Consider the following 12,814-nt stretch of genomic DNA (forward strand, 5'->3'; position numbering starts at 1 on the left):
CGATAGCCTAGTTGAAGAAGACGACGAATTTGATATAGACGATTTACTCGACGCTGAGCAACCAGCGGCTGAAGCTCAAAGCGAAGAGCCTGATATTGACAGCTTAGTTGAAGAAGACGACGAGTTTGATATTGATGATTTACTTGATGCAGAGCAACCTGAAACTGATGTTCATGACTCTGAAATAGATCATGCATTGGCAGACTCAATAGAAGATTTAACTGACGCGCAAGAAGAATTAAATAGTGAAGATATAGAATCTATTGCTTCATCTTTTGCTGAGCCAGAGCTTGAAGCTGAGCCAGAAGTTGCAGCCGAGCCGGAAGTTGAAGCTGAGCCAGAAGTTGCAGCTGAGCCAGAAATTGAAGCTGAGCCAGAAGTTGCAGCAGAACCTGAAATTGAAGCTGATCCAGAAGTTGCAGCAGAACCTGAAATTGAAGCTGATCCGGAAGTTGCAGATGAGCCAGAAGTTGCAGCTGAGCCAGAAGTTGCAGCTGAGTCTGAAATTGAAGCCGAGCCAGAAGTTGCAGATGAGCCAGAAGTTGCAGCAGAACCTGAAATTGAAGTAGAGCCTAAAATTGAAGCTGAGCCAGAACTTGAAGCTGAGCCAGAAGTTGAAGCTGAGCCAGAAGTTGCAGCTGATCAAGACGCAGTAGATGGCTTAGAAGATGATTTTTCAGATACCTCATCGACTTTACTCGACACAGAAGATGCGCTTGATGAGTACAATGATGAAAACCTTGAAAGCGTAGATGATCTACTGAGCGAGTTAGAACAAACAAGTGATGATTATGTCGAAGCGCCTGATTGGTCGATTGATGGATTAGATGAGCAATCAGAACCAGAACTTGAAGTTGAACCAGAGCTTGAAGCTGAGCCAGAACTTGAAGTAGAACCAGAGCTTGAAGCAGAGCCAGAACTTGAAGTAGAACCAGAGCTTGAAGTAGAGCCAGAGCTTGAAGCAGAGCCAGAGCTTGAAGCAGAGCCAGAACTTGAAGCAGAGCCAGAGCTTGAAGTAGAACCAGAGCTTGAAGTAGAGCTTGAAGTTGAACCAGAACTTGAAGTTGAACCAGAACTTGAAGCAGAGCCTGAACTTGAAGCAGAGCATGAACTTGAAGCAGAGCCTGAGCTTGAAGTAGAGCCAGAACTTGAAGCAGAGCCTGATGTTGGATCAGAAGATGATTTTACCGATACGTCTTCTACTTTACTCGACCCCGAAGATGCGCTTGACGAATACAATGATGAAAACTTCAAAAGTGTTGATGATCTTTTAAGTGAGCTTGAGCAAACAGGCGATGAGGATGAACACGTACCTGACTGGTCAATGGATGACTTAAACGATGAGCTTGATGAAGAGGAAATTGATTTAGGCGATGATCCGCTTGCTGGCGATATCCAAAGTAATGATTTATCAACAGATGACGATGAGCTTTATGAGCCAGAAATAGTCACCCCAAGTGAAGAACTTGAGGAGTACCCTGAGTTAGAACTTGATGATGAACTGCCTTTATCTGATGAAGAGCAACAATCACTAACTCCAGAAGAGCTACAAGGTGATAATTTAGACGGCGATGCCACAGGTATGTCACCTAGTCAGGCTGAGCAAGATCTCGCTAATGCATTATCAGCAGGCAATGACCTCGATAGCTTAGAAGATGATTTTGATGATGAGCTGTTACTTGATAATGAGTTTTCAGAGTCAAACTTAGAGCAAGCTCTAGATAATGAAGTTTCAGAGCCTGAAGAGCTGACTGAACAAGCTGCAGATGAGCAAGCTGTTAGCACTAATGATGATTTTGATGATGATCAACTTGATGAATTCGCAGAGTCAGCTGAATTTACCGATCAGCAAACTAACGCTGATCGTGAAGCGGATTTAACCCAAACGTTAGCACCATTAGAATCAGAAGTGATTTCAGATGATGAACTAGATGATGAGTTCATGGCTGATTTAACGCAAACAGATTTTGATGCATTACTGAATGAGCTGGCAGAGCCTGATGATGTTGATTTAAGCGATAGCAGTGAGTTTGATGTTGATTTTAATAGTTTACTCAACGAAGACTTAGCTGATGATAAAGCACCATCGTCGCCAGCACCCATTGAGCAACCTGAAGTTACTGAAGCTTTAGAACAAGATGACTTTGTTGATATCGATGCCTTGTTAGAGCAAAGCGATGAAGCGGATATAGATCACGAACCTTACACCGACGTTGATATGGATGTTGGTTTGGGTGACTACGATTCATTACTCGCTGGTGATAATCCTATGGATGTAGATACCCAAAGCGGTGGTTACTCAGCCAAGCTTGATCTTGCCCATGCGTATATTGAGATTGATGATGCTGACTCAGCAATTAAAATCTTAGATGAGATAATTAATAACGGCCCAGACGATGTGCAAGAAGAAGCACAAAGTTTAAAGGCTAGGCTTAAAAGTTAATAATTAGATATATTCGAAAATAACTTAGCTGAAAAACCCGCCATAAGTAACACTAATAGCGGGTTTTTTGTATTGCAAAGTTAGGAACCTTGGTTCGCTGCTTTTATTGGAACGCCATATAGCATAAAATGCAGCGTCGATTAGCACAGTAGGTAAAGCAGTTATTATGCGAGTAGCACTTGGAGTAGAATACAATGGCGCGCGTTACAGTGGTTGGCAGCGTCAATCACATGTAAATAGCGTACAACAAGAAGTAGAAAAAGCGTTGTCGCGCATTTGTAATCATCCAGTTGAAATTGTATGTGCGGGGCGTACCGACGCCGGGGTGCATGGTACGGGTCAAGTGGTACATTTTGACACCCATGCTGAGCGCGAAATGGTGGCCTTTACATTAGGCATGAACACCTTATTACCTAAAGATATAGCTATTCGTTTTGCACAGCCTGTGGTTGAAGACTTTCATGCACGCTTTAGTGCAACTGCCCGTCGTTATCGTTATGTTATTTATAATTACGCATTTCGTGGTGCGGTATTAAATGAAGGTGTTACTCATTTCCATCATCCATTAGATGAAGTGAAAATGCAGCAGGCTTGCCAATATTTAATAGGTGAGCACGATTTCACCTCGTTTAGGGCGCTTCACTGCCAAGCCAATACGGCAACGCGAACGATTCAGCATTTATCGGTACAGCGCCAAGGTGCTTATGTCATTATTGATATTAAAGCCAATGCATTTTTACATCATATGGTACGTAATATTACCGGTTGTTTAATGGATATCGGTTTACATAAACATGAACCCATTTGGTTAAAAGAGCTGTTAGATGTTAAAGAGCGTGCTAAAGCAAGCGCTACAGCAAAAGCGGCGGGTCTATATTTAGTAGATGTTGATTACCCAGAACATTTTAACATTCCTAGAACGCCGCTGGGGCCGTTGTTTTTAGCCGATACCGAGATTTAATAGCTAAATAGGTGTTATTTTTAGACGCTGTTATTCATAGGGCTAACTACTAAGACCAGTTTTTTATACCGTGACAGCGTAATTCATGTTTTAATTGGAAAAATTTGTTTGCATGGTTAACATGTAGACTCGCGACACAGAACAGCATTAAGAGAGTTGCAAATGAGTTGGCTAGAAAAAATCTTACCAAAAACGACTAAATCTTCAGGTCGTAAAGAAATTCCAGAAGGTGTATGGGCTAAATGTACGTCATGTGATTCAATTTTATATAAAGCAGAATTAGAAAAGTCACTGAATGTATGCCCTAAGTGCGATCATCATATGCGTGTTAGTGGTCGTAAACGTCTTGAACAGTTTTTAGATGACGGTGACCGCCAAGAGTTAGGCGCTCAACACGAACCTAAAGATGTGCTTAAATTTAGAGACTCTAAAAAATACTCAGATCGTATTAATGCAGCTCAAAAATCAAGTGGCGAAAAAGACGCACTTGTTGCAATGAAAGGAAACCTAAAGGGTATTCCAGTTGCTGCTGTTGCATTTGAATTCTCATTTATGGGTGGCTCAATGGCATCGGTTGTAGGGGCTCGTTTTGTTGACGCGGTTGACCAATGTTTAGAGCATAATATGCCGCTAATTTGTTTTTCTGCATCGGGCGGTGCACGTATGCAAGAAGCCCTTATGTCACTTATGCAAATGGCTAAAACCAGTGCTGCACTGGCTAAAATGACCGAAAAAGGCTTACCGTTTATTTCTGTTATGACCGACCCAACAATGGGTGGTGTATCAGCATCATTAGCAATGCTTGGTGATATTAATGTTGCAGAGCCTAAAGCTTTGATTGGATTCGCCGGTCCGCGTGTTATTGAACAAACCGTGCGTGAAACACTACCAGAGGGTTTCCAGCGCAGTGAGTTTTTATTAGAGCATGGCGCAATCGACATGATTATTGACCGTCGAGAAATGCGCGATACGCTAGCACGTATCCTAGCAAAATTTATGAACTTGCCTTCTACGGAACAAGAGCATAGAGTAGCGTAAATTTCAGCTTTACTGATTACATGCTATGACAAAAACAATTCCTAGCCAATCATCAAGCCTTGATGATTGGCTTTGTTATTTAGAGAGTGTTCACCCAGCTAATATAGAAATGGGCTTAGAACGCGTTGCTCGTGTTGCTAACAACATAGGGCTTTTAACTTCCTCAAGTAAAATCATTCTTATTGCAGGCACCAATGGCAAAGGAACAACAGCTCGTTGTTTAGAGTCATTATTATTAGCCCAGGGTTATTGTGTTGGCACTTATGCTTCACCTCATTTAGTTCGCTACAACGAACGTGTACGCGTTAATGGCGCAGAGCTTGACGATCAATATCATGTCGATGCGTTTAATTTGCTAGAGCAAGGGCGTGGTGACACACCATTAACCTATTTCGAATATGGCACCTTAGGCGCGTTAGCAATATTCAAGCGTTTAGAGGTTGATTACGTACTGTTAGAGGTAGGTTTAGGCGGGCGTTTTGACGCGACCAATATTGTTACCCCTTTTGCTAGCGTGATCACCACCATCGATTTAGATCATAAAGAATACTTAGGCGATACCCGTGAGCTGGTGGCTTATGACAAGGCGGGAATTTTTAGAGAGAGTACCCCGGCAATTATTGGGGATTTAAATATTCCGCATACAATGACCGATTATGGCAAAGAAATTAACGCTAATATGCTGCTATCGGGCAGTGACTTTATTTTTAAAGAGTATGCGCAGAGTTTTAGTTGGCAATTTAAAGAACATAAACTCGAGTTACCTAAACCGGCCATTCCATGTCAAAATGTGGCTACCGCATTAACGACCTTATCGGTGTTAAATTTATTACCAACAGATGAAGTAATAACTCAGTGTATAGCCAACTTAGTGGTAGAAGGGCGCTTTCAACAATTAAGTGAGTCGCCATTAGTGTATACCGATGTGGCACATAACCCTGAATCTGCACGCTATTTAGCAACTAAGTTAGCAAGCTATAAAGATAAAGGCTTTAAAATTCATGCATTAGCCGCTATGCTTGCTGATAAAGATAAAGTCGGTGTGCTTAAAGAAGTGGCTGATGTAGTAGATGAATGGTCGTTGGCGAGTTTAGGTGGCCCGCGTGGCGATAGTGCCACTAACCTACAACAGGCGCTTTCAAGCATACCCAATAGTCATTTTAAACAGGGTTATAGCAACGTAGAGGTAGCATTGGATGCTATTTTGCCAAACCAGCCAAGTAATACACTATTAATTGTGTTTGGATCATTTTTTACTGTGGCTGGCGCTATTCATTACTTTAAAAAATAGAGAGGATGTCGGTGAACTCAGGTTTTATTAATCGCTTAGTCGGAACAAGTATTGTGGTGATCGCAGCAATTGTGTTTATCCCCAATATACTCGATGGTGAAAAAGTGCACTATAAAGAAGGCTTTAAAGCGATTCCAGAACGCTCTGAGTTCAAGACCATTGATTTGCAAGAATCAATTGATCAGCAAGTGGCAAATGCAGAACCATTAAAAGAGGATGAAATTGAAAATATTCAGCCTGATGATGCTGCATTTGAGCAACAAAACAACTCCGCTGAAACAGACGTTAGCGCACAGCCTGCAATGGTTGAAGCGGTCATAGCCGATACAAAGCAAAGTACAGTAACCGCTGGGCAAGATGATGTTATGCGTAATACTAATGAAAATTTAACAAGTATGGCGTATGTCATTCAGCTAGGCAGTTTTTCGCATGCGGCTAATGTAAAAGCGTTGCAGGCCAAGCTAAAAACGCAAGGCTTTAAAAGCTTTACTAGGCCAATTAAAACGCCAAATGGTACGTTGACTAAAGTATTTGTAGGGCCGTCGTTAAGTAAACAAGAGCTGCAGTCTCAGCTTCCTGCGCTTAAAGAGCTAACTAAGCTAAACGGTAAAGTCACTCAATTTGAAGTGGCAAAATAAACTTAGTCGCTAATAGGTGAGTGTGCTCATAACTTAATATTGCATATTTACGTAACTTATACTCCATAAGTTAAGACTAGATCTCCACCTACTTTTAGCCTGTATATTTCATGCTATTTTTTATCTAAAAACAGCATGTTTTTACTCGCCTGTAATCTCTCGCTTAAACTTGCATCACTAGGAGGTTTAGGTATAGAATGCGCCCAAAATTAGCGACTAATTGGTTCTTATGATCTGGGTTGATTACGCCATTCTTGGCATTATTGCACTCTCTACCATCATCGGTTTAATACGCGGCTTTGTTAAAGAAGCTATGTCATTAGCGGTATGGGCAGGGGCTTTCATCATCTCCAGCTTATTTTATCAATATTTAGCTTCCTTCCTAACATCCATTTCTGAACCCCTTTTAAGAAATGCGGCGGCCATTGCCATATTATTCTTTGCGACGCTATTGTTAGGCGGTTTACTAAACTATATTTTAGGTGAGCTTGTACAGCGAACCGGATTATCCGGCACAGACCGTGTTTTTGGTGTGGTGTTTGGTGCTCTTCGAGGCGTGTTGGTCGTGAGCGCGTTACTCTTCTTTCTTGATGCTTTTACTGGTGCGCCAAATACGCATTGGTGGGGCAACTCTATTTTGATTCCAGAATTTGGCTTTGTAGTTGAATGGTTCTTTTCGTACCTAGAAAACAACTCGAGCTTTTTAAATTCAGTAAACCGTTAATCGGCGAGGATAAATTACATGTGTGGTATCGTTGGAATAGTCGGAACATCGCCAGTTAATCAGGCGATTTATGATGGCTTAACCGTTTTGCAACACCGTGGCCAAGATGCTGCGGGTATCATAACTATTGAGAACAATACATTTAGCTTGCGCAAAGCAAATGGCCTAGTGAAAGATGTATTTCACACTCGTCATATGAAACGTTTGCAAGGCAACATTGGCATCGGCCATGTGCGCTACCCAACGGCGGGTTCTTCAAGCTCGTCAGAGGCTCAGCCGTTTTACGTGAACTCTCCTTTTGGTATAGCACTTGCTCATAATGGTAACTTAACCAATGCAGAGTCGTTAAAAGAACAGTTATTTTCAGAGGCACGTCGCCATGTTAATACTACTTCTGATTCTGAAATTTTACTTAACATCATGGCACATGAGCTAAGTAAGCCAGACAAACTTAAACTAGACCCTGAAGATATTTTTACAGCGGTTACTGAAGTTAACAATAAAGTGACGGGTGGTTATGCCACTATTGCCATGATTATCGGCCATGGTATTGTGGCGTTTCGCGATCCAAATGGTATTCGTCCTTTAGTATTTGGTAAACGTGAATCTGCTGCGGGTACTGAATACATGTTTGCCTCAGAAAGTGTGGCGCTAAAGCCAGATGGCTTTGAGTTTATTCGTGATGTTGCACCAGGCGAAGCAATTTATGTGACGGAAAAAGGCGAGTTTCATTCTTTTACCTGTGCGGATAAAGTGTCTTACTCACCGTGTATTTTTGAATTTGTTTACTTTGCGCGTCCGGACTCAACCATTGACCGTATGTCGGTTTATGCAGCACGTGTAAATATGGGGACTAAATTAGGCGAGAAAGTAGCCCGTGAGTGGGCAGATAAAGACATTGATGTCGTTATTCCTATCCCAGAGACTTCGTGTGATATCGCTTTAGAAATGGCACGCGTGCTTGACTTACCTTACCGCCAAGGCTTTGTTAAAAACCGCTACATTGGCCGTACGTTTATTATGCCTGGCCAAGAGCTACGTAAAAAATCAGTACGTCAAAAACTCAATGCGATTGACCGTGAGTTTAAAGGTAAAAATGTTCTACTTGTTGATGACTCAATTGTACGTGGTACCACCTCAGCGCAAATCGTTGAAATGGCCCGTGAGTCTGGTGCTAAAAATGTTTACTTTGCGTCAGCGGCACCGGAAATACGCTTCCCAAATGTATACGGTATAGATATGCCATCGGCGGCTGAACTCATTGCACACGGTCGTGAAGTAGAAGATATTAACCAAAGCATTAGCTCTGATGGTTTAATCTTTCAATCATTAAGCGATTTAATTGCCGCAGTTAGCCAAGAAAATCCTGAAATCACTAAGTTTGAAACGTCAGTGTTTGATGGTCAATATATTACTGGCGACGTTGATCAAGATTACTTAAACCGTATAGACAAGTTACGTAATGACTCAGCTAAGAGCACCCGCGAAAACGCGATGTCATCTGGTTTAGAAATACATAATCAAGATGAAAACGAATCTGATTAATAAAGTAATGTCAGCCTGATAGCACTATCAAGGCCAATAAAAAAGGAGCTGTTAAGCTCCTTTTTTGCGTCTATAGAAAAGGAATATTTAAGTAAACATGGGGCTGATAATGCCGTTGGTCCATAGCATCGCGGTAAGTGCTAAAATAATAACCAGCAAAATTAGTCCACAGGTTACAACAGAGCTTGCGTAAATAAAGCCACGCTCCTGTGGAATGTGCATCAAAATAGGGACGCCGGTATACAGTAAATAAACTGAGTAAGCGAGCGCCACTAATCCAACACACACCACAAACCACAGCTCAGGCCAAAAGGCTGCCAATGCCGACATAAACACCGGTGTTGCGGTATACGCTGCCAGCTCAATAGTTTGGGTAAAGGTTGGTTTAGCGCCAAAAGTAACTGCCATCCAATGCGCTAAATAGGCTAGAGCAAATACACCACCAATTAAAGCAACATACATGGCTGCGCCAATCATCAGTGCGCTTTCATGGGTTAAAAATACCAGGTTACCTGTGCCGATACTCCAGCCTAAGTAAACCGATGAGTAGTATCCCATTGCAGAGGGAAATAAAGCGATAAGTAAAATATGCGATAAGCTATAGGTTAAGCTTTCGTGACGGTTATCAATTGTTTGCCATTCTTCGAGTGGGTGGGCGTATAAGCCCCATAGGTGATTTAGTATCATTGCGTGCTCTCCATAAAAGGATAAATTACTGTTTGGTTATAATTGGTTTGTTTTTATACAGTCCTTTTAGTTATGGTTCAGTAAGTATACAAAGTCAAGTTAACCATGAGCTTGTAATAAGGGTGTGTGTTTATTTTATTCAGCGTAATATTTCATGTTAAAATGCCGCATCGCAATTTTAGCAATGAGAAGTCAGCGTGCCACATAGCCAACTTTTAGAACCCATTAATAACTTTTTATTATGCAGCACCCCCGATGAGTGGGTTGAGCAAGCAATCAAAAAAGCAAACTTACCCATCATATTAATTGATCACTTAATTTGTGAGCTAAAAGCAGCGCAAAGTGCGATGTTTTTAATTCGTAAGTATGCAGTAGATAAAGACAGCAGTGATGCACTGCTTGAGTGGCTAAAACCATTTGAAACGCTTATTTATAAACGTGAAGGGAATTGGCGCGATTTAGCGGCTAAAAATAAACTGACAAAGTCTATTATTCCTAAATCTAACTCACCTTATGGCCAAGACTTAATTGATAAAATGGTGATGTTAATAAAAGAAGAGTTGCATCATTTTTATCAAGTGTTGGAAATTATGGATGAATACGGTGTTGAATATAAAAGTATAACCCCATGTCGTTACGCCAAAGGTATGCTGCGTAATGTTAAAACGTTTGAACCCAACGCCTTAGTTGATAAACTTATTGTAGGTGCTTACATAGAGGCACGCTCGTGTGAGCGTTTTGCTGCGCTTGCCCCGCATGTAGATAAACGCTTAGGTGACTTTTATATTTCATTGTTACGCTCAGAGGCTCGCCACTATCAAGACTACTTAACCCTTGCTCAAGACATTGCTGATTTTGATATTACCGAGCGAGTAAAAGAATTTGCTGAAATAGAAGCGCAACTAATTACATCAGACGATGAAGACTTTAAATTTCACAGTGGCGTGCCCGTTACTGTTTGCCAATAACCCGTTTTTTCACCTGAAGCTGCTACGGTCAAGTAATTAGCTGTAGCAGTTACCTTCTAATTAAACGTTGTGTTTAAATTAGACACATCCAATACCCTCTTCTAATATTGAAATAACTACTAATTTATTTAAGAATTTTACCTATGGCTTTGAAATCATTTTAATAAAAGAGCCATACCTTATTTATTATTGGGTGAGAAGATATGCAAAATAAAGAGGGATTATTTGTATTTGCAGCTGAAGAAGAGCAAGCAGATACAGATCTGAAAGTATGGAAAATATTAACCGTTGAGGATGATCTTGATTATCAAAACGCGTTAGTTAACAGCTTAAAAGAGCTAAAAGCCAAGGATGGTTATAAATATGAGTTGTTAACAGCTAATTCTGTGCCAGAGGCTGCTTTAGCGCTGAGCATGCACCCTGATATTGCACTTATCTTTATAGATGTGGTGATGGAGGAAGATGACTCAGGCCTGCGTTTAGTAAATACTATTCGAGAGGTCATCGGTAACGCAGAAATGCGTATTGTGCTGTTAACAGGGCAACCTGGCTTTGCACCAGAGAGCGATATCATGAAAATGCTCGATATCGATGAGTACTGGAATAAATCAGACCTATCTGCCGAGAAGCTGCAATCCATTGTTAATAGTAACATGCGCACTTGGGAATATATTTCACAAATCAGATCAGCGAAGCAAGGTTTACAGCTGGTGCTTGATGCATCTAGAAGTATTAACGGCAAGCACGATATGGCCTCTTTTTCTTATGCTGTGCTTAAAGAAATTAGTAATATTTTAAAAATAACCGAAGGGGGCGGTATTTTTTGTTCGAGTAATGCAGGATCCAAGTCTGAATGCTTAATACTCTCTACTCATGGTTGTTTTAGTGGCACTAAAGGGCAGCCAGTAGAAACTAGCCTGCCCGCAGAAATGCTACAAGACTTTAAACAAGCGATTAAAGAGCGTCGCCATATATTCTCAAAAAACCACAGTGTGTTTTTTTTCGAAACGCTAGATAACCAAGGCGCTGATTACATCACCATTGTAAAATCAGATAACCCGATTAGTGAGCAATACGAATATTTACTTAAGGTATTTAGTGAAAACGTGAGTACGGGGTTTGCTAATATTTCGTTATTAAATCGCTTAACCGAGCTTGCCTATACCGACGTATCACTTAATTTACAAAACCGTAACTGGCTAACCCGTGAAATAAAAAACATGAATGCGCAGGAGCGGTTAAAAACGCGATTAGTCATTTTTGATATCTATCAGTTTGACGAAAAAGCATTTACCTTTGGTCATGAATTTTGTAATAAATTAATGAAGCTAGTGCACCAAAGTATTGTTGGTACCTTTGCTAGGTATGACCCTCGCATAGCATTAGTTAGTAGCAGAGCATTTGGCATGTTAGTCAATGTTGATTTTGATATTTCAGAGGCTATTAGTTGCTTTCAAAATAAGCAAAAATTCGAAATCGAGCAGGTAAAACAATACATTGATGTGCGTATTTTAGAATTAAAATTAAGTGCAGCTTTAAACCTCTCTCCGGAAAAAGTGATTAGCCTGGCAGAGTCGAGTCTGAACTCTTCACAGGTAAACCAAACTAAGTATATTCAGCATACCGAGGAAAAAACAGATCAAATTACTCGGCGCTACGAGCTAATGGCTGAGCTTAGAACGGCTATAGGTAATAAAAGTTTAGAGGTGGCGTTCCAACCCAAAATGAACCTATCAACCTTGAAACCTGCAGGTTTTGAAGCGCTCGCTAGGTGGCAAAGAGCTGATGGCAGCTTTGTACGCCCTGATGAATTTATAGAGTTAGCTGAAACAGCCGGATTAATTAATGAACTAGACCATGTGATTTTTGAGAAAATACTCGAAGTGATTAACCAACTTAAAAAGCAAGGCTACAACTTACCCGTTGCGTTTAATGCATCGTCTTATGACTTAGTTGAGCCAAGTTATTTTGAGCAGATAAAAACTAAAATTGAAGAGTACGATATTTCGCCCTCTATGCTTGAGCTTGAGGTGACCGAAACACAAGCTATTAGTAATTACAGCCTAATTAAAGAAGCACTTGAACGGTTTATTGATTTAGGTATTAAAGTCAGTATTGATGATTTTGGTACTGGTTACTCATCGTTGGCTCACATTAATGAAATACCGTCTACGTCGATAAAAATAGATCGCTACTTTGTCTGTGATCTTGAATTTAATGACAACAATCAGTACATGATTAAAATGATACTGTCTTTGGCAAAGCAATTTAATTTTTCGGTGATTGCTGAAGGGGTTGAGAATGAATTTGAGGCAAAGTGGTTACAGCAACAAGGCTGTGCAACAGCACAAGGGTATTATTTTTCTAAACCTTTATTTTTAAAAGAGCTGTTCGTGTGGTTAAAGCAGTATGAAGTGATAAAAAATGAATAGTGTTAATGGTTTGCCAATTGGTTCAAAAAAAAGTGTGCTAGTTAAATCGCTATTTAGTTTATTTATTACTTTATTTATTGGTTGGCT

Annotated in this window: 10 protein-coding genes; 9 read left to right on the top strand and 1 reads right to left on the bottom strand. The window is 40.6% G+C overall.

The genetic code is table 11. The annotated features are described in order from the left end of the window. The 7 genes from P20439_RS15935 to purF form a co-directional block, all read left to right on the top strand. On the top strand, positions 1-2,443 hold a 2,443-nt coding region (locus tag P20439_RS15935; protein ID WP_036934465.1), incomplete at its 5' end, for a FimV/HubP family polar landmark protein. A gap of 166 nt (positions 2,444-2,609) precedes the next feature. Beyond that, entirely contained in the window at positions 2,610-3,404 is a 795-nt protein-coding gene (truA, locus tag P20439_RS15940) for a tRNA pseudouridine(38-40) synthase TruA (RefSeq protein ID WP_008468339.1), read from the top strand. A gap of 162 nt (positions 3,405-3,566) precedes the next feature. After that, positions 3,567-4,442: an acetyl-CoA carboxylase, carboxyltransferase subunit beta gene (gene accD / locus P20439_RS15945; protein ID WP_008468345.1), complete on the top strand. Its 876-nt coding sequence runs from the start codon at positions 3,567-3,569 to the stop codon at positions 4,440-4,442. A gap of 25 nt (positions 4,443-4,467) precedes the next feature. Beyond that, on the top strand, positions 4,468-5,733 hold the full coding sequence (folC, locus tag P20439_RS15950) for a bifunctional tetrahydrofolate synthase/dihydrofolate synthase (protein WP_008468346.1): 1,266 nt from the start codon (positions 4,468-4,470) through the stop codon (positions 5,731-5,733). 11 nt (positions 5,734-5,744) lie between these two features. Next, positions 5,745-6,371: an SPOR domain-containing protein gene (locus P20439_RS15955; RefSeq protein WP_008468347.1), complete on the top strand. Its 627-nt coding sequence runs from the start codon at positions 5,745-5,747 to the stop codon at positions 6,369-6,371. A gap of 229 nt (positions 6,372-6,600) precedes the next feature. Then, the gene (locus P20439_RS15960) at positions 6,601-7,095 is read left to right on the top strand and encodes a CvpA family protein (protein WP_008468348.1); all 495 of its coding nucleotides are present in this window, start codon (positions 6,601-6,603) and stop codon (positions 7,093-7,095) included. Between the two features lie 18 nt (positions 7,096-7,113). Then, positions 7,114-8,640 carry an amidophosphoribosyltransferase gene (purF, locus tag P20439_RS15965; RefSeq protein ID WP_008468349.1) on the top strand — a complete coding sequence of 509 codons (1,527 nt, stop codon included), beginning with the start codon at positions 7,114-7,116 and terminating at the stop codon, positions 8,638-8,640. An 87-nt stretch (positions 8,641-8,727) separates the two neighbouring features. Here the strand turns inward: purF and P20439_RS15970 are convergent, their stop codons facing one another. After that, positions 8,728-9,327 (bottom strand): Yip1 family protein, encoded by a 600-nt coding sequence (locus P20439_RS15970; RefSeq protein ID WP_008468350.1) that lies wholly within the window; start codon positions 9,325-9,327, stop codon positions 8,728-8,730. A gap of 197 nt (positions 9,328-9,524) precedes the next feature. Here P20439_RS15970 and miaE point away from each other — a divergent pair, with 197 nt between their 5' ends. Next, complete coding sequence (gene miaE / locus P20439_RS15975) at positions 9,525-10,295, top strand: tRNA isopentenyl-2-thiomethyl-A-37 hydroxylase MiaE (RefSeq protein ID WP_008111058.1); 771 nt, start codon at positions 9,525-9,527, stop codon at positions 10,293-10,295. 203 nt (positions 10,296-10,498) lie between these two features. Next, entirely contained in the window at positions 10,499-12,727 is a 2,229-nt protein-coding gene (locus P20439_RS15980; RefSeq protein WP_008468351.1) for an EAL domain-containing protein, read from the top strand. Positions 12,728-12,814: the final 87 nt, after the last annotated feature.

Source organism: Pseudoalteromonas sp. BSi20439 (genome assembly GCF_000241165.1).
In the GTDB taxonomy this organism is placed as follows: domain Bacteria; phylum Pseudomonadota; class Gammaproteobacteria; order Enterobacterales; family Alteromonadaceae; genus Pseudoalteromonas.